Genomic DNA, 26,965 nt, shown 5'->3' on the forward strand with positions numbered 1-26,965 from the left:
AGGTTAGGTCGCTCGACGCCCGACCACCCCGATCGCCACGCGCACTCCCGCCGATGCCGGCGGTCGCGGAGGCGGTGGCCGGAGCCCCGGACTGCGCCGTCGCACCCCTGACGTCATCCCCTGGAAAAGAGCCACGCATGCCGCTGTCCTTCGCCGATCGCCTCCCGCTCTCGCGCCAGGCCGCCGATCGCGACTACCTGACCCGGGCGCGCCCCGCGCTCTACGACGAGCTCCTCGAGGACGAGACGACGCGGGTGCTGCCGCTCTGGAAGGACAGGGCCCTGGTCGACGGTGACCGGCTCGTGCTCCGCAGCGTCCAGGACGTCACGGCGGGCACGCTCCGCGTCTACCTCGGCCGCACCACCGTCGACGCCGAGGGTGAGCCCGCCGGCACCCCTGTCATCGCGACGGTGCTCACCGACGCGGCGGCCGCCGAGCTCGAGCCCGACGAGGAGCGCTGGAGCGGGCTCCGCCCGATCGCCGAGAAGCTCAGCGACCGCGATGCGGGTCTCTTCACCGAGGCGCTCGCGATCGTCAACTGGCACGCCTCCCACGGCTACTCGCCCCGCAACGGCGACCCCACCGTCGTCGAGCAGGGCGGCTGGGTGCGCCGCTCGCCCACCGATGGCAGCCAGGTCTTCCCGCGGACCGACCCCGCGATCATCGTCTGCGTCCTCGACGACGACGACCGCCTCCTGCTGGGCTCGAACGCGATGTGGGGCGCCGACCGGTTCTCGCTCCTAGCCGGCTTCGTCGAGCCGGGCGAGTCGCTCGAGGCGGCCGTCGTCCGCGAGATCTTCGAGGAGTCGGGGATGCGCGTGGTCGACCCGCAGTACCTCGGCTCGCAGCCCTGGCCGTTCCCTGCCTCGCTGATGATCGGCTTCACCGCCAGACTCGCGCCCGACCAGGCGCCCGCCGCGTTGAAGCCCGACGGCGAGGAGATCGTCGATCTGCGCTGGTTCACCCGCCAGCAGCTGCACGACTCGCTCGAGTCGGTGCTGCTGCCCGGCCGCTCCTCCATCGCCCGCGCGATGATCGAGGACTGGTACGGGGGCGAGCTGGAGAACGGTCCGATCCTCGCGTGAGCCTCCTCGACGGGCTCGACGAGGGGCAGCGCGAGGCGGCGGAGGCGCTGCTCGGCCCGGTCTGCGTCCTCGCGGGCGCGGGCACGGGCAAGACCCGCACCATCACGCACCGGATCGCGCACGGCGTCGCGACCGGCGTCTACACGCCCGGCCGGGTGATGGCGCTGACCTTCACCAGCCGCTCGGCCGCCGAGCTGCGCACCCGACTCCGGGTGCTCGGCGCCGGAGGCGTCCAGGCCCGCACGTTCCACGCGGCCGCGCTCTCGCAGCTGAGCTACTTCTGGCCGCAGTTCGTCGGCGGCACGATGCCGCAGCTGCTCGACAACAAGGCCCGGATGCTGGGGCACGCGGCCGAGCGGCTCCGCCTCAAGCTCGACACCGCGACCCTCCGCGACCTCTCGGCCGAGATCGAGTGGCGCAAGGTCTCGGCGCTCTCGCTCGAGCAGTACGCGGTCGCCGCGCGCACCCGCGCGCAGCCCGGGCGGCTGACCCTCGACCAGACGATCGCGCTGGTCGAGGAGTACGAGGGACTCAAGGACCAGCGCCGCCAGATCGACTTCGAGGACGTCCTCCTCGTCACGGCGGGGATGCTCGAGTCGGAGCCGGCGATGGCGATGCAGGTCCGCGAGCAGTACCGCTTCTTCGTCGTCGACGAGTACCAGGACGTCTCGCCGCTGCAGCAGCGGCTGCTCGAGCTCTGGCTCGGCGATCGGAGCGATCTGTGCGTCGTCGGCGATGCCAGCCAGACGATCTACTCGTTCGCGGGCGCGAAGGCCGACTACCTCCTCGACTTCGCGTCGCGCTGGCCCGCGGCCACCGTGGTGCGGCTCGAGGAGAACTACCGCTCGGCGCCTCCGATCGTGCAGACCGCGAACCGGCTGATGCGCGGGCGCCCGGGCGCGCTCGTCCTGCACTCCGTCCAGCCCGCCGAGGCGCCGGAGCCGAGCGTCGACGCGTACCCCGACGACATCGCGGAGGCTCGGGGCATCGCCGCGCGCGTGGCCGCGGACATCGAGGCGGGCATCCGCCCCTCCGACATCGCCGTCCTCTTCCGCACCAACTCGCAGTCGGCGGTGATCGAGCACGCCCTCGGCGAGCGGGGAGTCAGCGCCCACATGCGCGGGGGCAAGCGCTTCTTCGACCTGCCCGAGGTGAAGCAGGCCGTCATGCAGCTGCGCGCCGCCTCGGTGTCGATCGCGGGGGAGCCGCTGTTCAAGTCGGTGAGCGACGTGCTGCGCTCGCTCGGCTGGAGCGCGGAGCCTCCGAGCGCCCCCGGGGCGGTCCGCGATCGCTGGGAGTCGCTCGACACCCTCGCCCGTCTCGTCGACGAGGCCCCGGCCGAGTGGACCTTCAAGCAGTTCACCGACGACCTGCTCGCCCGGCAGCAGGGGCACCACGAGCCCGATCGCGCGGCGGTGACGCTTGCGACCTTCCACTCGGCCAAGGGCCTCGAGTGGGACTCCGTGCATCTGATGGGGCTCGCGGAGGGGCTCGTCCCCATCTCGTACGCGAACGGCCTCGAGGCGATCGACGAGGAGCGCCGCCTCCTCTACGTCGGCATCACCCGCGCCCGGCGCCGGCTGCGGCTCTCGTGGTCGGCCTCGACGGTCGGGCGGGTCACGCGGAGGGAGCCGTCGCGGTTCCTCGCCGAGATCGGCCCCCGACCGGCGAGCTCTCGCGAGGCGGGCCCCCGAGACTCCGGCACGCGCAGTCGCGGTGCGGCTCCAGCGGGCGCTCGCTGAACGCCCCCGACGCGTCGGAGTAGGTCCTGACCGAGCGGCTCAGCCCGGTCCAGCCGGCGAGCACTCGGCGCAGCGCGGCGTCGGCCGCTGCGACCGCCAGTGCGGCACTCGCCAGCGGAGTCCGCGTCGGGGCCGTCCTCCCGAGCACCTGGATGATCAGCCTCGGCCAGTCCGGGTCGAGGTCGATGCGATCGCGGTCGGCGCAGTGCAGGCACGGGCCTCGCCCCGGCTCGACCAGGGGGCCTAGTCGCACCGACTCGTCGCCGAAGACCAGCGGGAGGTGCGGCACGTCGGCCGCGAGCCAGTGCGCCGCTCGCGCTGGAGCCACGGCGAAGTCGGCGACGAGCACGGCCAGGTCCGGCACCGCGTCCTCGGGCACCAGATCGCAGCCCTCGCCGCGCAGGAGGGTCCGGAGCGCGTCGGCCGCGGCTCCGACTCCCTCGACGACGATCCGCGGCGACACCGGCGGTTCCGGGTCGATGCTCCGCAGCAGCACCGGGCGCAGCGCTGCGAGCACGTGCTCGATCCGGGCCTCGGAGGCGCCGGCCCGCCGCGCGATCAGCCGCGCCGTCCCCGCGCTGGTCCCGAGACGCAGGGCGTGCAGCAGCAGCTCCTCGGCGTAGCCGATCCCCTCGAGGACGACGTGCGGATGGTCGAGTCCGACCTGCATCGCGGTCGCCGAGCGCCAGAGGAGCGGGTAGCGGGGATCGAGCCGGAGGACCATCGGGCGATCATGGCCCAGGCGCGCGATCCTCCGCTCGAGTTGTCCACAGGCCCGCGGAGTCGACCGGCCCGAGCGGAAGAGCTCAGGCCGAGCGGACCGGCTCAGACCGGGCGGTCGCCCGTCGGCCCCTGCTCGTCGCCGTCGGCCGGGGGAGTCGTGCCGTTCAGCAGCTCCTCGAGGGCGATGTCCATCTCGTCGGGCTCCGGAGTCTCGCCGCGAGCCTCGGCGGTCAGCCGCGCGACGAGCGCGGCCGGGTCGTCGAGGTCGTCCGATCCCGGCAGCAGGTCGGGGTGCGACCACAGGGCGTCGCGCGCCTCCGGTCCGACCGCGTCGGTCACGGCCTGCCACATCGCGGCGGCCTCGCGGAGGCGCCGCGGGCGCAGCTCCAGACCGACCAGCGTCGCGAACGCCGACTCGGCGGGGCCGCCGGCGGCGCGGCGGCGGCGCACCGTCTCGGCGATCGCACCCGCGCTCGGCAGCCGCGTGGTCGCGGCGGCGGTCACGACGTCGACCCAGCCCTCGATCAGCGCGAGAACGGTCTCGAGCCGTCCGTGCGCAGCGAGCTGCTCCTCGGTCTTCGGCGGGATGAGCGCGCCGCTGGTCATCGCGTCGCGCAGCTCCTCGGGGTTCGAGGGGTCGAAGTTCTCGGCGAGTTCCTCGAGGCGGGTGGTGTCGATGCTGATCCCGCGGGCGAAGTCGGTGATCTGCGAGATGAGCGCGAGCCGGAGCCACTTGCCGTGCCGGAAGAGGCGGGCGTGAGCGAGCTCGCGGACCGCGAGGTAGATCTGCACCTGGTCGACCGGGATGTCGAGTCCCTCGCCGAAGGCCGCGACGTTCTGCGGGAGGATCGCGGCGTCGTTCTCTTCGAGCAGCGGGATGCCGATGTCGCCGCCCGAGACGACCTCGGCCGCGAGCTGTCCGACGACCTGGCCGAGCTGGAGCGCGAAGAGCGTGCCGCCGATGCCCCGCATCATGTTCTCGGCGCCCGCGATCATCTCCCGCATCTCCTCCGGGGCCTGGTCGCGCATCACGCCGGTGAGGGCGTCCGAGATGCTCAGGGCGACCGGCTCGGCGAGCTGCGTCCAGACGGGCATGGTCAGGGCGATCCACTCGAGCCGGCTGAGCGAGCGCGGCGGACGGGTCAGCTCCGAGACGTAGGCGACCTCGTCGAGCCACAGGGCCGCGACTCCGAAGGCCCCGTCGATCGGCCCGCGGACGCTGTCGGAGACGGGGGTCGAGTCGGCCCGGGCGATCTGCTTCGCCTGCTCGAGAGCGAGCGACCAGTTGATGCCGCCGTCGCCGCTCTGCTGCATCGCGCTCTGCAGCTGCGAGAGCAGGTTCTGCAGGGCGACCGGGTCGTTCGGGAGTCCCGCCGCCCCGGCGAGCTGCGAGGGGTCGATCGGGCCGTTGCCCGAGAGGAACTGCCGGAGCATCTCGCGGAACTCGTCCTCGGAGCCGCCGCCCATCCGGTCTGCGCTGTCGCCTTCGGCCATGGGGATCAGCCCTTCCGTCGTTCGGATCGAACGGCCCGTCACGGGCCTGGACGGAGGGTCGTGCCTCGATGGTGACGCGACTCCCAGTCGTGCAGGCTACGTTAGCCCGAGCGTCCTGGGCGACGGCGTGAAGACGACCGTCCCCGCCCGAACCGCTTCCGCCCGCCGCGAACATCCCGGCGGAGCCGCTCAGCAATCGCCGTCAGGAAGGCCCCCGTGTCGCTCTTCTCCGACGACCCGCGCTCCTCCGCCCCGCGCGGTCGACGCGCCTGGGTCGGACCGGCCGTCCTCTTCTCGGGAGTCGCCCTGGTCGTCGCCCTCGGCGTCGCTCCGGCGCCCTACGTGATCGAGCAGCCGGGCCCCGTCTTCGACACCCTCGGCACGAGCGGCGACGACGTGCCCCTCATCTCCATCCCCGACGAGACCACCTACCCCACGACGGGCACGCTCGACATGCTCACCGTCTCGGTCGTCGGCAACCCCGAGAGCCTGCCCAACTGGGTCGAGGTCGCGAGCGCCTGGTTCGACCGCACCAAGGCCGTCGTGCCCGTGGAGCAGATCTTCCCCGCGGCGACGACAGTCGAGGAGCGCGACGAGGCCAACCAGGCCGAGATGACCGACTCGCAGCAGGAGGCGATCGCGGCGGCGCTCACCGATCTCGGCTATCCCGTGGGGCAGAGGGTCTCGGTCGCCCAGCTGCCCGACGGCTCGCCCTCGGCAGGCGTGCTCGAGCCCGGCGACGAGGTCGTCGCGGTGGACGGTGCGGCCGTCGCCGACGTCGCCGCGCTGCGGGATGCGGTCCAGAAGTCGGGCACCACCGCCCCCGTCACCCTGACGATCGAGCGCGACGGGGCCCAGCAGGACGTGCAGGTCACCCCCGTCGACAACGAGGGGACCGCGGTGATCGGCATCGTCGCCGGCGCGACCTTCGACTTCCCCTTCGACGTCGACATCCAGCTCGACGACGTCGGCGGACCGAGCGCCGGGATGATGTTCGCGCTCGGGATCATCGACAAGCTCACCGAGGGGTCCCTCAACGGAGGCGAGCAGGTCGCGGGGACGGGGACGATCGACGCGGCGGGCGAGGTCGGGCCGATCGGCGGCATCCGCCAGAAGATGTTCGGGGCGGTCGACGCCGGCGCCTCCTACTTCCTGGCGCCGAGCCAGAACTGCGGCGAGGTCGTCGGGCACGTGCCCGACGGGCTCGACGTGCTGAGCGTGTCGACCCTCGACGAGGCGCTGACGGCGCTGGAGGGCATCGCCGCCGGGGACGTCTCCGGCCTCCCGACCTGCGACGGCGCGACTCCGATCGACTGACCGGGGCGGATGCGGTCCGCGGTGAGCGAACGGCGATCGGGGTCGACGCTCAGGTCGCGCCGTCGAGCGTCGCCTAGCATGGGAGGCCCCCCTCACAACTCGACAGCAGAGGCGCATCCGTGAGTTCCACAGCAACCGAAACCCCGCCGCGGAAGAGACGGAGCGTTCTCGCCGTCACAGTCGTGGTGGTGGCCGTTCTGGTGGTGGCGTTCTTCGTCTTCGCCGGTCTCTACACCGACATCCTCTGGTACGACCAGCTGGGCTTCCTGTCGGTGCTGACCACCCAGTGGGCGGCGGCCGGCGGGCTGTTCGCCGTCGGGTTCGTCGCGATGGCGGTGCCGGTCTTCATCAGCCTGATGCTCGCGTACCGCCTGCGCCCCGTCTACGCGAAGCTGAACTCGCAGATCGACCGCTACCAGCAGGTCGTCGAGCCGCTGCGCCGCCTGGCCACCTTCGGGATCCCCGCGGTGCTCGGCCTCTTCGCCGGCGTCTCCTCGGCCACCCGCTGGCAGACCAGCCTGACCTTCTGGAACCGCACGCCCTCCGGCGTCACCGACCCTCAGTTCGGGCTGGACACGTCCTTCTACCTCTTCGAGCTGCCCTTCTACCAGAGCCTCGTCGGCTTCGCCTCGGCCGTCCTGCTCATCTCGGGTCTCGCCGCTCTGGCCACCGGGTACCTCTACGGTGCGATCCGCGTGAACGGCCGCGAGGTGCGGATCTCGAAGTCCTCGCGCATCCAGCTCGCGGTCATCGCGGCCCTCTACCTGCTCGTGCAGGCCGTCAGCCTGTGGCTCGACCAGTACGCGACGCTCACCGACCAGGGCGCGCGCATCACCGGAGCGACCTACTCGACCGTCAACGCGGTCATCCCCGGTCTGCAGATCCTCGCGGGAGTCGCGGCCCTGGTCGCCGTGCTCTTCGTCGTCACCGCCTTCATCGGCCGCTGGCGCCTCCCTGTCATCGGCACCGCGCTCCTCATCGTCTCGAGCCTGCTCGTCGGCTCCCTCTACCCCTGGGTCGTCCAGACGTTCCAGGTCGTGCCGAATGAGCGCACGCTCGAAGAGGACTACATCCAGCGCAACATCGACATGACCCGTCAGGCCTACGGAGTCGACGACGTGCAGGTCATCCCGTACGACGCGACGACCGACGCCGAGCCGGGCGCCCTGCGCTCCGACGCCGAGACGACGGCCAACATCCGCATCCTCGACCCCGCCGTCGTGACCGACGCGTTCTCGCAGCTGCAGCAGTTCCGCCAGTACTACTCGTTCGGCGACCAGCAGAACGCGCTCGACGTAGACCGCTACTCGATCGACGGAGCGACGCAGGACGCCGTGGTCGGCGTCCGCGAGCTGAACCTCGCGGGCCTCGGCACGAACCAGACCTGGTACAACCAGACCCTCGTCTACACCCACGGCTACGGCCTGGTCGCCGCCTACGGCAACCAGCGCTCGGCCGACGGCGAGCCGGTCTTCATCGAGTCGCAGGTCCCCACGGTCGGCGAGCTCGGCGACTACGAGCCGCGGATCTACTTCGGCGAGAACTCGCCCGCCTACTCCATCGTCGGCGGCGAGGGCGATCGCAACATCGAGCTCGACTACCCGTCGGGCACCGAGGGCGAGCAGCAGACCTACACGACCTTCGACGGCGAGGGCGGCCCTTCGCTCGACAACGTCTTCAAGAAGCTCGTCTACGCGATCAAGTTCCAGTCCGAGCAGATCTTCCTGTCCGACGGAGTGAACGACCAGTCGCAGATCCTCTACGACCGCAACCCCGTCGACCGCGTCCAGAAGGTCGCGCCCTACCTCACGCTCGACTCCGACGCCTACCCGAGCGTCGTCGACGGCCGTGTCGTCTGGATCGTCGACGGCTACACGACCTCGTCCGAGTACCCGTACTCGGAGGTGCAGAGCCTCTCGCAGGCGATCGCCGACACGAGCACGCAGCAGCAGTTCCCGACCGACGACGTCAACTACATCCGCAACAGCGTCAAGGCCACGGTCGACGCCTACGACGGCAAGGTGACGCTCTACGCGTGGGACACCGAGGACCCGGTGCTGCAGACCTGGCAGAAGATCTTCCCGAGCACCGTCGAGCCGATCAGCGACATGTCGGCCGACCTGCTCAGCCACGTCCGCTACCCCGAGGACCTCTTCAAGGTGCAGCGTGCCGTGCTCGGCACGTACCACGTGACCGACGCCGGATCGTTCTACTCCCGCGAGGCGGCCTGGTCGACTCCGGACGACCCGACCAGCGGCAACTCGACGACGACGGCGGCCGGCGTGGGCGGCGACGCCCTGCAGCCGCCCTACTACCTGACGCTGCAGACGCCCGACGTCGAGACGCCCTCGTACTCGCTCTACTCGACGTACATCCCCGCCAGCGTCCCGGGCAGTGCGGCCAGCCGCAACGTCCTGACGGGCTACCTCGTCGCCGACTCCGATGCGGGCTCCGACGCGGGCGCGATCGCGGACGGCTACGGCACGCTCCGGCTGCTCGAGCTGCCGAGCGACGACACGGTCCCCGGCCCCGGCCAGGTGCAGAACGCGTTCAACACCGACCCGACGGTCGCCAACCAGCTGGCGCTGCTCCAGCGCGGTGACACGACGGTGACGCGAGGGAACCTGCTCACCCTGCCGGTCGGCGGCGGTCTGCTGTACGTCCAGCCGATCTACGTCAGCTCCAACGGCAACACGAGCTTCCCGCTGCTGCAGAAGGTGCTCGTCGCTTTCGGTGACGACATCGCCTTCGAGGACACGCTCGACGCGGCGCTCGACAGCCTCTTCGGCGGCGACTCCGGTGCCGACGCGGGAGACACCGGCACGCCGGTCGACACGAGCACCGCCCCGCCCGTCGATCCCGGCACGGACACCGGCACCGAGACCGATCCGGCCGACACGGGAACGGGTACGACCGACCAGACGGAGCTGCAGGCGGCACTGAGCGATGCCAGCGCCGCTCTGGCCGAGCGCCAGGCCGCTCTCACCGCCGGTGACCTGACGGCCTTCGCGGCCGCCGACGAGAAGCTCACCGAGGCGCTGCAGCGCGCACTCGCCGCCGAGGAAGCGCAGTAGCACCGTGGTTCAGGTCGACCGCGGCGAGCACCTGAGCTCGGGGGAGTGGCTCAACCTGAACCGCGCGCACTGGGAGTCCAGGGAGCCGGGCTCGCCCGATCCGCTCCTGGCTGCGACGCCCGCCTCCGACGAGGAGGCGGGCGTCCGCGTCCTGCACCTCCAGAGCGGTGACGGCTCCCGGAGCCTCGTCCACGCGCGGCGCGGCGCGGAGGTCATCGGCGTCGACTTCTCGATGCCGGTGGTCCGACGCGCCCGCGCCCTCGCGGAGGATCTCGGGCTGTCCGATCGCTCGCGCTTCCTCTGCGCGAACGTCTACGAGCTGCGGCACATGCTGCCGGAGCCCGACTCCTTCGGCCTCGTCGTGACGAGCCGGAGCGCCGTCTCATGGCTGCCCGACCTCGACGAGTGGGCCCGGATCATCGAGTGGTTCGTCGAGCCGGGCGGCTCGTTCGTCCTCGATCCCGACGCGGGCGAGGGCGTCGTCGACGCCGACGTCCGTCGAGTCGACCACTCCCTGCGCAGCCTCGCCGAGGCCCTCGAGCGCGCGGGCCTCGAGGTCGGCCCGCCCGCCGACGACGAGTCGATCGTCGCGACCAAGCGCGTCTGAGTCCCCACCTTGACGCACCCCGCCCCGGTCGGCTCCGTCCTCGATTTGCACTTCTCGGAAAGCGCCTGTAGTGTTTTCTCTTGTGCCGCGGGGTGGAGCAGTTCGGTAGCTCGCTGGGCTCATAACCCAGAGGTCGTAGGTTCAAATCCTGCCCCCGCAACAAGAAGACGGAAGCCGGTCCTGAGAAGGGCCGGCTTTCGTCGTTAACGCCGAGCCCTGCAGGGCGTAGCGGCACCGGCGACGGGTCCGGGACCGCCGAGCTCGACGGGTGTCGCGGAGGCTCCCGTCAGTCCGCGGCGATCACGCTGAGCACGTTGCCCGCAGGGTCGCGGAACCACGCGATCGTCGGGCCGTGGCCGCGCATCACTCCGGTCGCGTCGGTCGGAGTCTCGGCGTCGTCGTAGATCTTCGTGGCGACACCCGCGCGATTCAGCTCGGCGACAGCGGCGTCGACGTCGGCGACCTCGAGATTCAGGATCGTGAACGTCGCCGGCACATGCGTCGGCTTGGGGTAGGCGATCGCGTGACCGCCGCCCGGAAGGGTGATGTCGAGGATCCCCATCCCGTTCACGGAGACGTCGAAGCCGAGCGTCCCGCCGTAGAAGCGCTCCGCCTCCTCGACACTGTCGACGCTGAACCCGCTGAAGACCCGCTCGCTCGTGACCACGGCCGCACCTCTCTCCGCGCGGCTCCGTCGCCTGCGCCTCGCCCCGGACGCTACTCTGGTCGGCTGCCCGCGTCACGGGTGCGGAGGGAGCTAGGCATGGCCAGGGCCCTCCCGCGCGCGCTGCGCCCGTTCGAGACCCGCGCCTACCGCTTCCTCGCCCTCTCGCTCGCCGCGTCGCTGCTGGCGAGCGGAGTCTGGCTCGTCGCCCTCGTCTGGCAGGTGATCGCCCTCGGCGGCGGCCCGAGCGACGTCTCGGTCGTGGCCGCGGCGTCGGCGCTCGGCCTCGTCCTCGCCGTCCTGCTCGGCGGAGTCGCGGCCGACCGCGTCCCGCAGCGCCGGCTCCTCCTCGGTGTCGAGGCGGTGCGCATCGTCGCCGTCCTCGCGGCCGTCGCGCTCGACGCCTCCGGAGTGCTGGCCCTCTGGCAGCTCACCGTGCTGGCGTTCGTGCTCGGCGTCGGCGAGGCCTTCTTCTTCCCCGCCTACTCGGCGATCCTCCCGAGGCTGCTGCCCGAGGCGCAGCTCCTCGCGGCCAACGGAGTGGAGGGGGCGCTGCGCCCTGTCGCGCAGAGTGCGGCCGGCCCCGCCCTCGCCGGGCTGGTCGTCGCGGTCGCTGCCCCGTCGGCGGCCTTCGCCGTGACGGCCGGGGGCTACGCGCTCGCCCTCATCGCGCTGGTGCTGATGGGTCCCGTGCCCTTCCAGCGCACGACGGAGGAGGGGACCGGCCCGATCCGCTCGGCCCTCCGCGACCTGCGCGAGGGCTTCGGCTACATGCTGCGCACCCGGTGGCTCCTCGCGACGCTCCTGTTCGCCGTCGTCCTCGTCTTCCTCGTGGTCGGGCCGATCGAGGTGCTCGTGCCCTTCGCCGTGCGCGACCAGACCGGAGCCGGCGCCTCCGGCTACGCGCTCGCTCTCACGGCGTACGGCTGCGGAGGCGTGATCGGCTCGCTGGTGATCTCGTCGCGGCCGATCCCGCGGCGCTACCTCACGACGATGGTCCTGCTGTGGGGATTCGGCGTGCTGCCGTTCGTGTTCCTCGGCGTCGTCGACCAGCTGTGGCTGATCGCCGCGATCCTCTTCGTCGACGGGGTCACCGGAGCCGCGGCACAGGTGCTCTGGGGCACGCTCCTGCAGCAGCGGGTGCCGCCCGCCCTGCTCGGTCGCGTGTCGAGCCTCGACTTCTTCGTCTCGCTCGCCCTGATGCCCGTCTCGATGGCCGTCGCAGGCCCGGTGGGGGAGGCGTTCGGCATCGCGCCGACCTTCGCGGTCGTCGGAGCCCTCGCCGCCGCGGCCGCGGTGCTGACGCTCGTCCTCGCACGACTCGGCCCGGACGAGCTCGCGCACCCCCTCCGCGCGTCATGACGCGCCTCGGCCTGGTGTGTCGCGGCGAGCCGCACGGTATCCTCGTCGGGATGCGAAGGGTTCAGGCGTGACGGACGAACAGGTGGACGACAGCTCGGTACCGACCCCCGGAGGATCGGACGGGTCGACCGTCCACCCCACCCGGCGCAGCCGCCGGGACGCGGAGTCCGCCACCCGCCCGGTCCCCGTCGTCCGGCCCGCACCCGCACCCGTGAAGGCGCCCGTCCTGGCCGCCGTCGCCCCCGTGCGGCGCCGCTCCCGCCGGGGCCTCCGCGCGGCGCTGAGCACCGTCGCCGTCGCCGCGATCGCCGGGATGGTCGCGGTGATGGCCCTCCCCGCCTACTCGTTCGACCCGGCACCCGACTCGCAGGCCGCCATCGAGGCGGCCGCCCGCGTGCAGGCGCTCGGCAACCAGAAGCTCACCGTGTCGGGCGCCGCCGTGCAGGAGCAGGTGATCCGCGACTCCTTCACCGCGCCCACCCAGGCCCAGCTCGACGAGGCCGCGGCACAGGCCCGCGCGCTCGCCGCCGCGGCCGAGAAGGCGGCGCGCGAGGCCGAGGAGGCCGCTGCCGCCGCCGAGGAGGCCAGGACGACCGGCGGGGCGACGAGCTCCGCCACGGGCTCCAGCGGCTCGAGCACCTCGGTCACCCCGCGCGAAGAGGGCGACGACTATCCGTGGCGCGACGCGCTGACCGACGACCAGGGCGGCGGCCTCTCGCCGCTGCGCTACTACTACCGCGAGTGCGTCGACTTCGTCGCGTGGCGCCTCAACCGCGATCAGGGCTCCACCGGCGCCCCCTTCAAGTGGACCTGGGGCAACCTGACGCCCGGCGGCGGCAGCGCCTACGCCTGGGCGGGTCAGTGGGCGTCGCACGGCTGGGTGACCAGCACCACGCCCGTCCCCGGCAGCGTCGCGTGGTTCAACGGCAACCACGTCGCGTACGTGCAGTCGGTCAACTCCGACGGCAGCGTCTCGCTCGAGGAGTACAACTGGGGCAACGACCACGCGTACCACACGCGGACGATCCCCGCCTCGAGCGTCCCGCTCTTCCTCTACCCGCCGAGCTGATGGCGGCCGACGCCCGGGCCGTCGGCGTCGCGGTCGCTCAGTTCGCGCCGACCGCCGACCGCGCCGCCAACCTCGCCACGATCCGCCGTCTCGCGACGGTGGCGGCGGGTCGCGGCGCGAGCCTCGTCGTCCTCCCCGAGTACAGCTCGTTCTTCGTCGACCCGCTCGGCCCCGAGCTCGTCGCCGCCGGCGAGGCGCTCGACGGCCCGTTCGCCTCCGGCCTCGGTGAGATCGCCCGCGATCTGGGCGTCCACCTCGTAGCCGGCATGGTCGAGGCCGTCGACGGCGAGCGGCGCATCGCGAACACCCTGATCGCGCTCGATCAGCAGGGTGCCCTCGTCGCGCGGTACCGCAAGCTCCACCTCTACGACGCCTTCGGTCAGACCGAGTCCGAGTGGGTCGCCGCGGGCGGCATCGAGGCGCCGCAGACCTTCGAGGTCGGCGGCCTCGTCGTCGGCCTGCAGACCTGCTACGACCTGCGCTTCCCCGAGGTGACGCGCTGGCTCGTCGACGCGGGCGCCGAGGTCGTCGCAGCCCCGGCCGAGTGGGTGCGCGGCCCGCTGAAGGAGGCGCACTGGCGCGTCCTCGTCACTGCTCGCGCTCTCGAGAACACGATCTACCTCCTGGCGGCCGACCAGACGCCTCCGATCGGCGTGGGCACGAGCATGATCGTCGACCCGATGGGCGTCGAGATCGCGACCCTCGGCGAGGCCGAGGACGTCGCGGTCGCCTGGATCTCGCGCGAGCGGATCGACGCCGCCCGCACGAAGAACCCGGCGCTGGCGCTGCGGCGCTTCCGCGTCGAGCCGATCTGAGTCCGATCGGTCCCGAGCCCGGTCAGCCCCTCGGCCGCATCGCGGCGAGCCGCTCCGCCGCGCTGTCGAGCACCTCGAAGCGCTTGCAGAAGGCGAAGCGCACCAGCGAGCGGTAGGGTGCCGCGTCCTCGGCCCGGCAGAAGGCCGAGACCGGCACCGCCACGACGCCGGCCAGCTCGGGCAGCGCGCGGCAGAAGGCGACGGAGTCCTCGAACCCGAGCGGTGCCGCGTCGGCCACCACGAAGTAGCTGCCCGCCGACGGCGACACCGAGAATCCGGCCGCCGAGAGGCCGGCCGAGAGGATGTCCCGCTTGCGCTCCAGGGTCGCGGCGATCCCCGTGAAGAAGACGTCGTCGAGCCCGAGCCCCCGCGCCACCGCGCCCTGGAACGGCGACCCGCTGACGTAGGTGAGGAACTGCTTGACCGCGAGCACGGCGGTGACGAGCTCGCGCGGCCCGGTGATCCAGCCGATCTTCCAGCCCGTGGTGCTGAACGTCTTGCCGGCGGACGAGATCGTGAGCGTGCGCTCGAACGCACCGGGCAGCGTCGCGATCGGCACGTGCGCGCCGTCGAAGCGGAGGTGCTCGTAGACCTCGTCGGTCACGATCAGCGCGTCGTGCCGCTCGGCGAGCCGGACGATCAGCTCGCGTGTGTCGGCGGGGAGGACGGAGCCCGTCGGGTTGTGCGGGTCGTTGACGAGGATCACGCGCGTGCGGTCGGTGACGGCGCGCTCCAGCTCGTCGTGGTCGACGGTGAAGGTGGGACCGCGCAGGGCGACCGTGCGGTGCACGCCTCCGGCCAGCGCGATGAGGGCTCCGTAGGCGTCGTAGTGCGGGGTGAAGGTCACCACCTCGTCGCCGGGCTCGAGGAGGGCGAGCATGGTGGCCGCGAGGGCCTCCGTCGCGCCGGTGGTCACCAGGACCTCGCCGTCGGGATCGACCTCGAGGCCGTAGAAGCGGCGCTGGTGCGCCGAGATCGCGGTGCGCAGCACGGGGAAGCCGGGGCCGGGCGGGTACTGGTTCAGTCCGGAGGCGATCGCCTCCCGCGCCGTCTCGAGCACCTCGCGCGGTCCGTCCTCGTCGGGGAAGCCCTGGCCGAGGTTGATCGCCCCGGTGCGGGCCGCGAGGGCGCTCATCTCGCTGAAGACGGTGGCGGCGACCTCGCCGCCGGGGCCGAGAAGTCCGGCGCCGGCCGCGGCGCGGGTCCAGGATCCATGGATGCTCACCCTCTCAGTGTGCACCTCCCGCATTGATGTCCTGCTTGCAGGCCCGTCATAAGAAACGCCCAGGTTCGATGGCCAAGCTATCCCCGCTTGGAAGGAGCAGCACCCATGACCGAGAGTCACGAGGGTCCTCGTCAGCCGGAGGAACCCACCACGCCGTCAGAGTCCGGCGACCGCGGGGGAGCGTCCTCGTCGACGACCGGGCCCACCGAGCCGATCCGCGAGGCGACCACTCCGCAGCCGCCCTACACGCCGAACTCCGACGCCGGCAACCAGGCGCGACCCGAGCAGCCCTCGCCCCGGTACGGCCAGTACGCCCCGGCGGCCGCCCAGTACGCGCCGCCCGCCCCGCACACCGTGCACAGCTCCGAGGAGCCGCCGAGCTCGAGCGCCTTCGGCCCCGCCGGTGAGCCGCCGGCCGCGCAGACCCCGTCGGCGCCCCGCCGCCGCGCGGGTGTCAGCGTCGTCGCGGCCCTCGCCATCGGCGCCGTCGTCGGCGGAGTGGCGGGCGCCGGTGTGTTCGGTCTCTGGTCGGCCTCCAACGGCTCGGCCACCCGCGTCGTCTCCTCCGGCGGCTCGCAGACCATCACCGTCAACAACGCCGAGGACGCCACGACGGCGACCGCGGTCGCGGCCAAGGCCACTCCGAGCGTCGTGACCATCTCGGTGAGCGGCGGTTCCTCAGCGGGAACGGGCTCCGGCATCGTCCTCTCGGACGACGGCTACGTCCTGACCAACACGCACGTCGTGACCCTCGACGGTGCGGCCGCGGACGCCGCCGTCACCGTCACGACCAGCGACGGCCGGATCTTCGACGCGACGATCGTGGGCACCGACCCGACTCTCGACCTCGCCGTGATCAAGCTCACGGACGCGAGCGATCTCACTCCGATCACCTTCGCCGACTCGTCGGAGATCAACGTCGGCGACACCGCCGTCGCGATCGGAGCGCCGCTCGGCCTCTCGGGCACCGTCACCGACGGCATCGTGAGCGCGCTGAACCGCAGCATCCAGGTCGCGTCCTCCGCCGCTCCCGACGACTCCGGCGACAGCTCGAGCGGCAGCACCGACAGCCCGTTCAACTTCGACATCCCGGGCCAGAACGAGCAGACCCAGGCCACGAGCACGATCTCGCTGCCGGTCATCCAGACCGACGCGGCGATCAACCCCGGCAACTCCGGCGGAGCGCTGCTGGACAGCGACGGCGAGCTCATCGGCGTCAACGTCGCGATCGCCAGCGCCGGTCAGTCGTCGGGCTCGAGCGAGCAGTCGGGCAACATCGGAGTCGGCTTCGCGATCCCGAGCGCGATCGCCGAGCGCGTCGCGAAGGAGATCATCGCGAACGGCTCCGCCACGCACGGACTCCTCGGCGCGAGCGTCACCGACTCGACGGCCGACGTGCTCGGCGCGTCGATCCAGGAGGTCACCAGCGGGGGAGCGGCGCAGGCCGCCGGACTCGCCGCCGGGGACATCGTGACGGAGGTGTCGGGAACGCCCATCACGAGCGCCTCCGACCTCACCGCCCAGGTGCGCGCGCAGGCCGCCGGCGCCGACGTCCAGCTGACCTACGTCCGGGGTGGGCAGAGCTACGAGGTCGACGTGACGCTGGGCAAGATGGCCACCAGCTGACCCCTTCCGAGCGCCACCGCAGCCCCCGAGGACGTGTCCTCGGGGGCTGCTAGGGTTGGGCTCCCGCCTCACGAACTGGACCCATGCAGCCCGAGACACCGACGGACGACCTCTCCCATCTGCCCGGCGTCTCGTACGTCATGCCGGTGCTGAACGAGGTCACCCACGTCAGGGCGGCGGTCGACTCCCTGCTGGCCCAGGACTACTCCGGGCCGTTCGACATCGTCCTCGCTGTCGCTCCGAGCATCGACGGCACCGAGGAGCTGGTGGCCCAGCTGAGCGCGGCCGACCCGCGGATCCACGTGGTGCCGAACGCCGTCGGGTCCACGCCCGCCGGGCTGAACGCCGCCATCCGCGCCTCGCGGCACCCGGTCGTGGTGCGCGTCGACGCGCACTCGGTGCTGCCGGCCGACTACGCGCGCGAGGCCGTCGCGGCGCTGCAGCGCTCCGGGGCCGACAACGTCGGCGGCGTCATGGCGGCGGAGGGCCTCACCCCGTTCCAGCGCGCGGTCGCCCGGGCCTACGGCTCGCGCATCGGCCTCGGCGGCACCCCCCACCACGTCGGCGGCCAGGAGGGCCCGGCCGAGACCGTCTACCTGGGCGTCTTCCGCCGCAGCGCGCTCGAGCGGGCGGGGCTCTTCGACGAGCGCTTCAAGCGCGGCCAGGACTGGGAGCTGAACCGCCGCATCCGCGAGGGCGGCGGTGTCGTCTGGTTCACTCCGCGCCTGACGGTCACCTACCGCCCCCGTCCGTCGATGCGGGCGCTGCTGCGGCAGTTCCTCTCGACCGGGATGTGGCGCGGCGAGCTGACCCGCCTGTTCCCCGCCTCCCGCTCCCTGCGCTACTTCGCCCCGCCCGTCCTGGTCGCCCTCCTCGCGCTCGGCCTGCTCTCGGGCCTCGGCGGAGTCGTCCAGGCCCTGCTCGGTGCCGCGCCGTGGCTGCTGCTGGGCCTCGTCGTCCCCGTCGGCTACCTCCTCCTGGTCGCCGCCGCGACAATCGTCGTCGCGCGCCCCGACGGGATCCGCGCGATGCTGTGGTTCGCCGTCGTGATCCCGTCGATCCATGTCGCCTGGGGCACGGGGTTCGTCCTCGGGTTCGTCGGGCTGACCAGCAACATCGCCGCCCACCGCCACCAGCCCCGGGCCGACCCAGGGAGGGGCGCATGACCGCGACCACCAGACCCCGATCGATCGCGGAGCTCCGGGAGGTGGCCCAGCCGCCCGAGGTGCGCGGGCGCCGGAACGCCGAGCACTGGACCGCCTCGCTCTACCTGCGGCGGTTCTCTCCCTACCTGACCTGGGTCCTGCTCCGCACATCGATCTCGGCGAACGGCGTGACCGGTCTGATGATCCTGGTCGGCTGGAGCGCCGCCGCGGCCCTGCTGATCCCCGGCATCGCCGGTGCCGCCCTGGCCCTCCTCCTCGGTCAGCTGCAGATGCTCGTCGACTGCTGCGACGGCGAGGTCGCGCGCTGGCGCCGGACCTCGTCGCCCGCCGGCGTCTTCCTCGACAAGGTCGGGCACTACACGACCGAGGCGCTCATCCCGATCGCGCTGGGCCTCCGCGCGGCCGGGCTGCCGTTCGACGCCCCGGCCGACTACCTGTGGACCACCATCGGGCTGGCGCTCGCCCTCGTCATCGTCCTGAACAAGGCGCTGAACGACATGGTGCACGTGGCCCGCGCGAACGCCGGGCTCACGAAGCTGGCCGACACGAAGGGCGAGGCGGTGCCCTCCTCGTCCGGGCTCGCCCGCCTCCGCCGCGCCGCGCGGTTCGTGCCGTTCCACCGCCTGTACCACTCGGTCGAGCTGACGATGCTCGCCTTCGCGGCCTCGCTCGTCGGGCTGGTCGTCGGTGCCGCCGAGGCCGACCGCTTCCTCGTCTCGGCACTGCTGCCGCTCGCGTTCCTGGCCCTGATCGGGCACTTCGTCGCGATCATGGCCTCCAAGCGTGTCCGCTCCTGAGCCCCGCGTCGGAGTCGTCGTCCTGACCCAGGGCACCCGGCCCGACGATCTCGCCGCCGGCCTCGCGAGCGTGCTCGCGCAGGAGGGCGTCGTGCTCGACGTCGTCTGCGTCGGCAACGGCTGGGAGCCGACCGGTCTCCCCGACGGCGTCCGCGGCGTCGCCCTGCCCGAGAACCTCGGGATCCCGGCGGGCCGGAACGCCGGCGTCCCGAGGGTGTCGGGGGAGTACCTCTTCTTCCTCGACGACGACGCGCGCGTCCCGTCGCCGGCCTTCCTCGCCGACGCCGTCGCGCTCCTGCGCTCGCCCCGGCGGATCGGCCTGGTCCAGCCCCGTGTCGACAGCACCGACGGGACTCCGGCCCCGACGCGCTGGATCCCGCGGATCATCAAGGGCGACCCGCGCCGCTCCGGCCCCGTGTTCTCGGTGTGGGAGGGGGCGGTCGTGCTGCGCCGCGACGTCTTCGAGCAGGCCGGCGGCTGGGCCGAGCCCTTCTTCTACGCGCACGAGGGGATCGAGCTCGCCTGGCGGGTGTGGGACACCGGGCGCACCACCTGGTACGCCGGCGAGCTGGTCGCCGAGCACCCGGTGATCCAGCCGACGCGGCACGCCGACTACTACCGGCTGAACGCGCGCAACCGCGTCTGGCTCGCGCGGCGGAACCTTCCTGCGCCGCTCGCCGTCGCCTACGTCGGCTCCTGGACCGCGATCCAGTGCCTCCGCTGGGCCCGCGACCGCGCCGCGCTCGGCGCGTGGTTCGCCGGCTGGCGGGAGGGCTGGCGAGCGGACCCGGGAGAGCGGCGCGTCCTGTCGTGGCGGACGGTGCTCCGCATGGCGTTCGCCGGGCGTCCCCCGATCGTCTAGCATCGGGGCAACCGCCCCCCGGCCGGGCGGGAGGCTCCCGAAAGGACGACGGTGTTCGATTCGACGCAGCTGCTCTCCGGCGCGCTCACACCCCAGGAACTCCTGCGGACGGTGCGGGGCCGGATCGACGACTCCCCGGGCGCGGCTGGGGACCCCGAGTTCCAGGCCCGCCTCGACGCCCACCTCCCGCGGCTCGTCGAGCTCTTGTCGGAGGTCTACGCCGGTCGCGACGACCTCGCCGACCAGCTGGTCGCCCTGGTCGAGCTCGCCGCCTCGTCGTGGGAGGAGCGCCCCGCCGACCTGCGCGCCCTCGACGCCGTGCGGCAGCAGCATCCGGACTGGTACCTCTCGAACAAGGCGCTCGGCGGCGTCTGCTACGTCGACCGCTTCGCCGGCGACCTCGACGGACTCCGTGCCGAGATCCCGTACTTCCGCGAGATCGGGCTGAACTACCTGCACCTGATGCCGATCTTCGACGCGCCGGAGGGCGAGTCGGACGGCGGTTACGCGGTGTCGAGCTACCGGCGCGTCCGGCCGGACCTCGGCGACATGGAGGGGCTGCGCCGCCTCGCCTCCGAGCTGCGCGAGCACGGGATCGCGCTCGTCGTCGACTTCGTCTTCAACCACACCTCGAACGAGCACGAGTGGGCCCGCCGGGCACTCGCGGGCGAGCAGCGCTTCGAGGACTACTACTGGATCTTCCCCGACCGCGAGCAGCCCGACGCCTTCGAGCGCACCACGCGCGAGATCTTCCCCGACGACCACCCCGGCTCGTTCGTGCAGCTCGAGGACGGCCGGTGGGTGTGGGCCACCTTCCACCGCTACCAGTGGGACCTCAACTACTCCAACCCCGAGGTGTTCCGCGCGATGGCGGGCGAGATGCTCTTCCTGGCGAACCAGGGGGTCGACGCGCTGCGGATGGACGCCGTCGCCTTCATCGCGAAGAAGCTCGGCACCACGAGCGAGTCGCAGCCCGAGGCGCACCTGCTGCTGCGCGCGTTCAACGAGGTCTGCCGCCTCGCCGCCCCGTCGCTGCTGTTCAAGTCGGAGGCGATCGTGCACCCGGACGAGGTCGTCGAGTACATCGACCTCGAGGAGTGCCAGCTCTCGTACAACCCGCTGCAGATGGCGCTGACCTGGGAGGCTCTCGCGACGCGCGACGTCCGCCTCCTCTCGCAGGCGCTCGAGCGCCGCCACGCCCTCCCGGAGGGGACGGCGTGGGTCAACTACGTGCGCGGGCACGACGACATCGGCTGGACCTTCGCCGATGAGGACGCGGCCGAGCTCGGCATCGACGCAGCGGGGCACCGGCGGTTCCTCAACGATTTCTACACCGACCGCTTCGAGGGCACCTTCGCCCGCGGCGTGCCGTTCCAGGAGAACCCCCGCACCGGCGACCGCCGGGTGTCGGGGACGACGGCGTCCCTCGCCGGAGTGGAGGCGGGCGACGCCTACGGGATCGACCGGGTGCTCCTGGCCCACTCGATCGCCCTCAGCACCGGCGGGCTGCCGCTGCTCTACCTCGGCGACGAGGTCGGGCAGCTGAACGACTACGGCTACGTCGACGACCCGACGACCGCGGGCGACTCGCGCTGGGTGAACCGGCCGCGTCGGCCCACCGAGCGCTACGCCGAGCGCGAGACGCCCGGCACCGACGCGGGCGAGATCTTCGGCGGACTCCTGCACCTGATCGCCGTCCGCAAGGCCGTGCCGCTCTTCGCCGGCACCGCGCTCACGGTGTTCGACCCGGTCAACCGCCACGTGCTGGGCTACCAGCGGCCCGGAGACGGCGAGTCGGTCCTCGTGCTCGCGAACGTGTCGGACGACGTCCAGGAGATCGATCCGGAGCGCTTCGGCGGCTTCGACGCCTGGGCCCTCGACCTCGTCACCGAGATCACGGTCGACCTCCGCGAGGGGTTCCGGCTCGCTCCGCTCCAGTTCGTCTGGCTCCGGGTGACGCCCGCCTGATCCGCGCCCCGGGTAGCCTGTTCCGATGCCGGCTCTCCGCGACGTCCTCGACCGCCTCCGGACGGACGCGGGTCTCGCGCGCGGGATCCTGCGCGATCTCCTCGCCGCTCGGCGCGCCCGGCACGCCGTCGCGGGCCTGCTCGCGACCCGGGGACCGCTGCCGGCCGACCGCTTCGAGATCGGCGTGTACTTCGCCGACGCCGACATCAACCTCTACCAGGTGCGGCAGTGGTACCGGCCGCTCCAGGAGCTGGCCCGGACGCATCCGGTCGTCCTGCTCTCGCGCAACGCGAGCGCCGCCGAGGTGCTGCTGCGCGAGAGCCCCGTGCCCGTCGCCTACGTGCGCTCCGTCGCAGATCTCGAGAGCACCATCGCCTCGCAGCCGCTGCGGATCGTGCTCTACGTCAACCAGAACTCCCGCAACTTCCAGATGATGCGGTACGGCCGCCGGTGGCACGTCTTCGTCAACCACGGCGAGAGCGACAAGATGTACATGACGACCAATCAGTACAAGGCGTACGACTACAGCCTCATCGCGGGGGACGCGGCCCTGGCCCGGCTGCACCGGGTGCTCTGGGACTTCGACTTCGACAAGCGCACCCTCGCGATCGGCCGCCCGCAGGCCGACCATTTCGCCGGGCGCACGCCCTTCGCGCCCGACGAGCGCCAGGTCGTGCTGTACGCGCCGACCTGGGAGGGCGACCGGCCCGCGGCCGGCTACGGCTCGATCCGGAGTCACGGGGTGGCGCTCGCCGAGGCCCTGCTCGCCGACCGGCGGTTCCGGCTGATCTACCGGCCGCACCCCCGCAGCGGTGCCGTCGATCCGCAGTACGGCGCTGCCGACCGCCGCATCGTGGCTCTCCTGGCGGCTGCCAACGCCGCGGATCCGTCGGCGCACCACGTGCACGACACCGGGGCCGAGCTCGGCTGGCAGCTGGCCGCGGCCGACGTCGCGATCCTCGACGTCTCGGCGATGGTCTACGACCGACTCGCGACGGGGCGACCGCTGATGGTCACCCGGCCGACGAGTCCCGATGCCGAGGTCGACGAGACCGGGTACCTGGGCGACGCGGAGTGGCTGCGCGCCGAGGACGCCTCCGCCATCGCCGACCGGATCGGCGCCGTCGAGCACGACGAGTCGTCGGCCGCGCGGCTCGATCGCTGGGTGACCCACTACTTCGGCGACACGACACCCGGGGCGGCGACGGCCCGCTTCCACGCCGCGATCGAGACGCTGCTCGCCGAGTGGGAGCACCACGCGGCGCTGCACCGCGACGATCCCGCGGTCGACGACAGGGATCCTGAGGCCTGAGCCGGGACGTCGTCAAGGCCCGGGCGGCGCCGCAGAGCCCTCCTCCGCGTCCCGCTACGCTCGACGCATGATGACCCCGCGCGCCTTCGCCCGCTCCCGCCGGCGCAGGACGGCGGCCGGCCCGCCTCCTGTCGAGCCCGACATCGTGGTGTCGACCGACCCGGACAAGCCGGTCTTCACGATCCGCTCGTTCCGCATCGGTCTGTTCGGCGGCCTCGGGGTGCTCGTGGCGCTCGTGCTCGGCGGTCTCGTCGTCGAGCTCGGCACGGTGCTCACCTACATCTTCGTCGCGATGTTCTTCGCGCTCGGCCTCGACCCCCTCGTCTCGTGGCTCGAGCGGAAGATCCCGCGGCCCCTCGCGATCACCCTGGTCTTCGCTGCGGTGGTGCTGCTGTTCGCCGGGCTCCTGCTCTACATCATCCCGATCCTGATCGAGCAGCTGACCCTGTTCGTGACCAGCGCGCCCAGGATCGTGACCGACATCGCCTCACAGCAGTGGGTGCTCGATCTCGAGGAGCAGCTGCGGGGCGTCGTCGAGGTCGATCAGCTGATCAGCAGCGTGCAGAGCTTCATCGGCGACCCCAACAACCTGCTCTCGCTCGGAGGCGGGCTGCTCGCGGTCGGCACCGGCATCGCGAGCGGTGTCACCGGGTCGATCATCGTGCTCATCCTGACCCTGTACTTCCTCGCGTCGCTGCGCTCGATGAAGTCGGTCGCGTACCGCTTCGCGCCGGCGTCGCACCGCGCGAAGGCGCACGAGGTCGGCGACGAGATCACCGGAGCCGTCGGGCGTTACGTCGTCGGGCAGGTGTCGCTCGCGGGCGTCAACGGGATCCTGACCTTCATCCTGCTGCTGAGCATCGGCGGGCCGGTCCCCGCGCTGCTGGCGTGCGTCGCGTTCCTCGGGTCGCTGATCCCGCTGGTCGGCACCATCTCGGGCGCCGTGATCATCTCGCTCGCCTGCCTGCTGGCCTCGCCGCTCACCGCGCTGGTCGCCGCGATCTACTACCTCGTCTACATGCAGGTCGAGGCCTACCTCCTGAGCCCGCGGATCATGAACCGCGCGGTCTCGGTGCCCGGCGCGGTCGTCGTCATCGCGGCCGTCGCGGGCGGCACGATCGCGGGCGTCCTCGGGGCGCTCGTCGCGATCCCGGTCGCCGCCTCCGTCATCATCGTCGTGCAGAAGGTGGTCTTCCCGCGTCAGGACGCGAAGTAGCGGCTCACCGGAAAGCGGGAGCGGCGGAGTCGACGGCGTCGACGAAGGCCGTCACCGACGCGGGGACCCGGGCGTCGGAGCCGGGCGCCGCGACCGGCGGCAGCGTGCGGGTGACCACGGGGACGACCCCGGCCCAGACCCCGTCGGTCTGGGCGTCGTCGTCGGACGGACCCGCCGCGCGCACCTTGACGCTCGCCTCGCCCAGCGGCATCCGCAGCACGAGGGTCGCTGCGATCTCGCGGGCCGTGCTGGGGCGGACCTCCTCGTTCCTACCCGGGAGCAGGCGGGCCGAGAGCAGCTCGAGCGCCCGCGCCTTCTCGTCGCCCTCGAGGGTCTCGGCCGTGCCCAGGATCATCGCGGAGCGGTAGTTCATCGAGCTGTCGAAGGTCGACCGGGCGACGACCAGCCCGTCGACCAGCGTCACCGAGACGGTCAGCTGAGCGCCGCGCGCGGCGGCCCGCAGGAGGCCGCCGCCGCTCGAGCCGTGCAGGAGGAGCCGGTCGCCGTCGCGGGCGAAGAGGATCGGCAGGACGATCGCGGCCCCGCCGCGCACGACGGCGACGTGGGCGACCAGCGCTTCGTCGAGGATCGCGTCGAGAGCTGCGCGGTCGGTGCTCTGGCGATCGCGCAGGCGGGTGACGCGGGTGCGGTCGGTGAGGGGGAGGGTGTCCATGGAGCCATGGTGCGGGGCGCTCTGGATCTGTCAGAATGCCAGCACAGGACTATTCGAGTGGTCCAGATCGGGGGAGTCGGTGGCGTCGGGAGATCTCGAGAGTCCGCTGCTTCACGGGCCGGCCGCGCGAGGCAGGGTCCGGGCGACGCTCGCGGAGGCGCTGCGGGCCGCGGTCCTCGACGGGCGCTACCGGGCCGGCGATCCGATCCCGTCGAGCCGTGTGCTCGCCGAGCAGCTCGGCGTCTCGCGCGGCTCCGTCGTCGCCGCGGTCGATCAGCTGGTGGGGGAGGGGTACCTCGTCGCCCGGCCCCGCGCCGCGGTCTCGGTGGCGACCGACGGCGTCGTCGTCCCGCCGGCCGCGCGGCGGGCGACTCCGGACGCGCCGCCCGCCGTCGGCACGCGGCCGCGGCTCGATCTGCGCCCCGGTCGCCCGGACACCCGCGGACTCGACACCCCGGAGTGGCGCGCCGCCTGGCGGCCGGCCCTCGCCGCGCCGCCCTCCGCTCTCCCCGTCGCGACAGGCGACCCCGGGCTCCGCGAGCAGATCGCCGACCAGCTGCGGCGCTCGCGCGGCCTCGCCGTGCAGGCCGCCGACATCGTGGTGACCAGCGGGACGGCGGACGCGGTCGCCCTGCTCACCCGGGCGGCGGCCGGTGCGCTGGGCCGGCCGGTCCGCGTGGCGGTCGAGGACCCGGGCTATCCCGCCGTCCGGCGGCGGCTCCGCGCCGAGGGGCACGAGGTCGTCGGCGTCCCCGTGTCGGGCGACGGGATCGACCTGGCGGCGCTCGACGGAGCGGGCGCCGATGTCGTGGTGGTCACCCCCTCGCACCAGTACCCGACGGGCGGGCGGCTCGGGCTCGCCGACCGCCTCGAGCTCGTCCGCCGCTCCTCAGCTGGCCGGATGCTCGTGATCGAGGACGACTACGACAGCGAGTTCCGCTACGTCGGCGCCCCGCTGCCCGCCCTCGCCTCCCTCGACACGGCGGGCGGAGTCGCGCACGTCGGCTCGTTCTCGAAGACCGTCTCGCCCTGGCTGCGGGTCGCCTACCTCGCGCTGCCCGCCTCCTCGTGGCTCCGGCCGGCGCTCGCCGAGCTCGACGCCGAGCGCGACGCCTCGGTCTCGGGGCCGACGCAGGAGGCGCTCGCCGCCTTCATGGCCGACGGAGCGTTCCGGCGCCACCTCACCCGCTCCCGTCGGCGCTACGCCCACCGTCGTGAGCTGGTCCGCCGCTTCGCCGAGGGCGTCGACTGGGGGTCGGCACGCGGCCTCGACGGCGGGCTGCACGTCGTCCTCACGGTGCCGCTCCCGGCCTGCGAGATCGCGGCGGCGCTCCTCGAGGAGGGTCTGCTGGTCGCGACCCTGCACGAGTACGCCCTCTCGGGGCGGGCCGGCGAGGAGGCGCTCGTGCTCGGCTACGGCGGTGCGAGCGATCTCGAGCTGTCCGAGGCGCTGGACATCCTCGACCGCACGGTCCGCCGGCTCGTGCCCGGGTCCTCGGGCGTCCGTGGTATCCCTGAGGGATGACCGCCGCACCCGCTCTGCACATCACCGACGACGCCGACGCCGACGCGCTGCTCACCCGCGATCCGCTCGCGCTCCTGATCGGCATGCTCCTCGACCAGCAGGTCGCGATGGAGACCGCGTTCGCCGGCCCGCTGAAGATCGAGCAGCGGCTGGCCGCCGAGGGCTCCTCGTTCGATGCGGCGTCGATCGCCTCGTTCGACGAGGACGCGTTCTCGGAGCTGTGCCGCACGCCGCCGGCGGTCCACCGCTATCCGGCGAGCATGGCCGGTCGGGTGCAGGAGCTCTGCCGCGCGATCGTCGATGAGTGGGGTGGCGACGCCTCCGCGATCTGGACCCGCGACGAGCCCGACGGGCGCGCCGTGCTCACGCGCCTCAAGGCGCTGCCCGGATTCGGCGACCAGAAGGCCCGGATCTTCGTGGCGCTGCTCGGCAAGCAGTGCGGCTTCGACGGCGCGGGCTGGCGTGCTGCGGCTGGTGCGTACGGCGAGGAGGACTCGTTCCGCTCGGTCGCCGACATCGTCTCCCCGGAGTCGCTCACCAAGGTCCGCGCCACGAAGCAGGCCGCGAAGGCCGCCGCCCGCGCGAAGAAGGACTAGCCGCCGCCTGCTGCATGCTGGTCGAGTAGCCCCGCAGGGGCGTATCG

21 protein-coding genes and 1 tRNA gene are annotated in these 26,965 nt (G+C 72.6%); 18 read left to right on the top strand and 4 right to left on the bottom strand.

The window, feature by feature from the left end:
* Positions 1-137 precede the first annotated feature (137 nt).
* The gene (nudC, locus tag GRS96_RS08720) at positions 138-1,085 is read left to right on the top strand and encodes an NAD(+) diphosphatase (RefSeq protein WP_159988270.1); all 948 of its coding nucleotides are present in this window, start codon (positions 138-140) and stop codon (positions 1,083-1,085) included.
* Positions 1,082-2,827: an ATP-dependent helicase gene (locus GRS96_RS08725; protein WP_159988271.1), complete on the top strand. Its 1,746-nt coding sequence runs from the start codon at positions 1,082-1,084 to the stop codon at positions 2,825-2,827. Before nudC ends, GRS96_RS08725 begins: the two co-directional genes overlap by 4 nt.
* Positions 2,828-3,652: 825 nt before the next feature.
* Here GRS96_RS08725 and GRS96_RS08730 read toward each other — a convergent pair.
* A complete protein-coding gene (locus GRS96_RS08730) occupies positions 3,653-5,044 on the bottom strand; it encodes a zinc-dependent metalloprotease (protein ID WP_159857339.1) in 1,392 nt (463 codons plus the stop codon).
* Positions 5,045-5,260: 216 nt separating this feature from the next.
* On the opposite strand from GRS96_RS08730, the gene GRS96_RS08735 reads away from it, so the two are divergent.
* From GRS96_RS08735 to GRS96_RS08750, 4 genes are all read left to right on the top strand, one after another.
* Positions 5,261-6,361 carry a YlbL family protein gene (locus tag GRS96_RS08735; protein ID WP_159988272.1) on the top strand — a complete coding sequence of 367 codons (1,101 nt, stop codon included), beginning with the start codon at positions 5,261-5,263 and terminating at the stop codon, positions 6,359-6,361.
* A 119-nt stretch (positions 6,362-6,480) separates the two neighbouring features.
* Positions 6,481-9,435 carry a UPF0182 family membrane protein gene (locus tag GRS96_RS08740; RefSeq protein WP_204162060.1) on the top strand — a complete coding sequence of 985 codons (2,955 nt, stop codon included), beginning with the start codon at positions 6,481-6,483 and terminating at the stop codon, positions 9,433-9,435.
* Positions 9,436-9,439: 4 nt separating this feature from the next.
* Positions 9,440-10,042 carry a class I SAM-dependent methyltransferase gene (locus GRS96_RS08745; protein WP_159857333.1) on the top strand — a complete coding sequence of 201 codons (603 nt, stop codon included), beginning with the start codon at positions 9,440-9,442 and terminating at the stop codon, positions 10,040-10,042.
* Positions 10,043-10,128: 86 nt separating this feature from the next.
* Positions 10,129-10,202, top strand: a tRNA-Met gene (locus GRS96_RS08750).
* A 126-nt stretch (positions 10,203-10,328) separates the two neighbouring features.
* Here the strand turns inward: GRS96_RS08750 and GRS96_RS08755 are convergent.
* Positions 10,329-10,709 (bottom strand): VOC family protein, encoded by a 381-nt coding sequence (locus tag GRS96_RS08755; RefSeq protein WP_159988273.1) that lies wholly within the window; start codon positions 10,707-10,709, stop codon positions 10,329-10,331.
* A gap of 96 nt (positions 10,710-10,805) precedes the next feature.
* On the opposite strand from GRS96_RS08755, the gene GRS96_RS08760 reads away from it, so the two are divergent.
* The 3 genes from GRS96_RS08760 to GRS96_RS08770 all read left to right on the top strand — a co-directional run bounded on the left by GRS96_RS08760 (position 10,806) and on the right by GRS96_RS08770 (position 13,952).
* Positions 10,806-12,068 (top strand): MFS transporter, encoded by a 1,263-nt coding sequence (locus tag GRS96_RS08760; RefSeq protein WP_159988274.1) that lies wholly within the window; start codon positions 10,806-10,808, stop codon positions 12,066-12,068.
* A gap of 67 nt (positions 12,069-12,135) precedes the next feature.
* Positions 12,136-13,137: a CHAP domain-containing protein gene (locus GRS96_RS08765; RefSeq protein ID WP_159988275.1), complete on the top strand. Its 1,002-nt coding sequence runs from the start codon at positions 12,136-12,138 to the stop codon at positions 13,135-13,137.
* Positions 13,137-13,952 carry a carbon-nitrogen hydrolase family protein gene (locus GRS96_RS08770; protein WP_159857325.1) on the top strand — a complete coding sequence of 272 codons (816 nt, stop codon included), beginning with the start codon at positions 13,137-13,139 and terminating at the stop codon, positions 13,950-13,952. Before GRS96_RS08765 ends, GRS96_RS08770 begins: the two co-directional genes overlap by 1 nt.
* A gap of 22 nt (positions 13,953-13,974) precedes the next feature.
* Here GRS96_RS08770 and GRS96_RS08775 read toward each other — a convergent pair whose 3' ends face one another.
* The gene (locus GRS96_RS08775; RefSeq protein WP_159988276.1) at positions 13,975-15,177 is read right to left on the bottom strand and encodes a pyridoxal phosphate-dependent aminotransferase; all 1,203 of its coding nucleotides are present in this window, start codon (positions 15,175-15,177) and stop codon (positions 13,975-13,977) included.
* 105 nt (positions 15,178-15,282) lie between these two features.
* Between GRS96_RS08775 and GRS96_RS08780 the strand changes: the two genes are divergently transcribed.
* The 7 genes from GRS96_RS08780 to GRS96_RS08810 all read left to right on the top strand — a co-directional run bounded on the left by GRS96_RS08780 (position 15,283) and on the right by GRS96_RS08810 (position 24,124).
* Positions 15,283-16,803 (top strand): S1C family serine protease, encoded by a 1,521-nt coding sequence (locus GRS96_RS08780; protein ID WP_159988277.1) that lies wholly within the window; start codon positions 15,283-15,285, stop codon positions 16,801-16,803.
* Positions 16,804-16,886: 83 nt separating this feature from the next.
* Positions 16,887-17,969, top strand: coding sequence for a glycosyltransferase family 2 protein (locus GRS96_RS08785; RefSeq protein ID WP_159988278.1), 1,083 nt, complete (start codon positions 16,887-16,889; stop codon positions 17,967-17,969).
* The gene (locus GRS96_RS08790) at positions 17,966-18,766 is read left to right on the top strand and encodes a CDP-alcohol phosphatidyltransferase family protein (RefSeq protein WP_159988279.1); all 801 of its coding nucleotides are present in this window, start codon (positions 17,966-17,968) and stop codon (positions 18,764-18,766) included. The genes GRS96_RS08785 and GRS96_RS08790 overlap by 4 nt, the downstream gene beginning before the upstream one ends.
* The gene (locus GRS96_RS08795) at positions 18,753-19,628 is read left to right on the top strand and encodes a glycosyltransferase family 2 protein (protein ID WP_159988280.1); all 876 of its coding nucleotides are present in this window, start codon (positions 18,753-18,755) and stop codon (positions 19,626-19,628) included. Before GRS96_RS08790 ends, GRS96_RS08795 begins: the two co-directional genes overlap by 14 nt.
* Before the next feature lie 111 nt (positions 19,629-19,739).
* The gene (locus GRS96_RS08800) at positions 19,740-21,596 is read left to right on the top strand and encodes an amylosucrase (protein WP_235022044.1); all 1,857 of its coding nucleotides are present in this window, start codon (positions 19,740-19,742) and stop codon (positions 21,594-21,596) included.
* Between the two features lie 25 nt (positions 21,597-21,621).
* Positions 21,622-22,908, top strand: coding sequence for a hypothetical protein (locus tag GRS96_RS08805; RefSeq protein ID WP_236553597.1), 1,287 nt, complete (start codon positions 21,622-21,624; stop codon positions 22,906-22,908).
* 67 nt (positions 22,909-22,975) lie between these two features.
* Positions 22,976-24,124, top strand: a complete 1,149-nt coding sequence (locus GRS96_RS08810) for an AI-2E family transporter (RefSeq protein ID WP_235022032.1) — start codon at positions 22,976-22,978, stop codon at positions 24,122-24,124.
* A 4-nt stretch (positions 24,125-24,128) separates the two neighbouring features.
* On the opposite strand, the gene GRS96_RS08815 is transcribed toward GRS96_RS08810, so the two are convergent.
* Positions 24,129-24,797 (bottom strand): pyridoxamine 5'-phosphate oxidase family protein, encoded by a 669-nt coding sequence (locus tag GRS96_RS08815; protein WP_159988281.1) that lies wholly within the window; start codon positions 24,795-24,797, stop codon positions 24,129-24,131.
* A gap of 79 nt (positions 24,798-24,876) precedes the next feature.
* Between GRS96_RS08815 and pdxR the strand changes: the two genes are divergently transcribed.
* Both pdxR and GRS96_RS08825 read left to right on the top strand, forming a co-directional pair.
* Positions 24,877-26,322 (top strand): MocR-like pyridoxine biosynthesis transcription factor PdxR, encoded by a 1,446-nt coding sequence (pdxR, locus tag GRS96_RS08820; protein WP_159988282.1) that lies wholly within the window; start codon positions 24,877-24,879, stop codon positions 26,320-26,322.
* Positions 26,319-26,918, top strand: a complete 600-nt coding sequence (locus tag GRS96_RS08825) for an HhH-GPD-type base excision DNA repair protein (RefSeq protein ID WP_159988283.1) — start codon at positions 26,319-26,321, stop codon at positions 26,916-26,918. The genes pdxR and GRS96_RS08825 overlap by 4 nt, the downstream gene beginning before the upstream one ends.
* The last annotated feature ends 47 nt before the right edge of the window (positions 26,919-26,965 follow it).

It is taken from the genome of Rathayibacter sp. VKM Ac-2803 (assembly GCF_009807175.1).
In the GTDB taxonomy this organism is placed as follows: Bacteria; Actinomycetota; Actinomycetes; order Actinomycetales; family Microbacteriaceae; genus Rathayibacter.

What these genes read in the sequence shown, in the direction of transcription:
- nudC (WP_159988270.1), top strand. Translation starts at nt 138, where the DNA reads ATGCCGCTGTCCTTCGCCGATCGCCTCCCGCTCTCGCGCCAGGCCGCC.
- GRS96_RS08730 (WP_159857339.1), bottom strand. Translation starts at nt 5,044, where the DNA reads ATGGCCGAAGGCGACAGCGCAGACCGGATGGGCGGCGGCTCCGAGGAC.
- GRS96_RS08760 (WP_159988274.1), top strand. Translation starts at nt 10,806, where the DNA reads ATGGCCAGGGCCCTCCCGCGCGCGCTGCGCCCGTTCGAGACCCGCGCC.
- GRS96_RS08770 (WP_159857325.1), top strand. Translation starts at nt 13,137, where the DNA reads ATGGCGGCCGACGCCCGGGCCGTCGGCGTCGCGGTCGCTCAGTTCGCG.
- GRS96_RS08780 (WP_159988277.1), top strand. Translation starts at nt 15,283, where the DNA reads ATGACCGAGAGTCACGAGGGTCCTCGTCAGCCGGAGGAACCCACCACG.
- GRS96_RS08785 (WP_159988278.1), top strand. Translation starts at nt 16,887, where the DNA reads ATGCAGCCCGAGACACCGACGGACGACCTCTCCCATCTGCCCGGCGTC.
- GRS96_RS08790 (WP_159988279.1), top strand. Translation starts at nt 17,966, where the DNA reads ATGACCGCGACCACCAGACCCCGATCGATCGCGGAGCTCCGGGAGGTG.
- GRS96_RS08805 (WP_236553597.1), top strand. Translation starts at nt 21,622, where the DNA reads ATGCCGGCTCTCCGCGACGTCCTCGACCGCCTCCGGACGGACGCGGGT.
- GRS96_RS08810 (WP_235022032.1), top strand. Translation starts at nt 22,976, where the DNA reads ATGATGACCCCGCGCGCCTTCGCCCGCTCCCGCCGGCGCAGGACGGCG.
- GRS96_RS08815 (WP_159988281.1), bottom strand. Translation starts at nt 24,797, where the DNA reads ATGGACACCCTCCCCCTCACCGACCGCACCCGCGTCACCCGCCTGCGC.
- GRS96_RS08825 (WP_159988283.1), top strand. Translation starts at nt 26,319, where the DNA reads ATGACCGCCGCACCCGCTCTGCACATCACCGACGACGCCGACGCCGAC.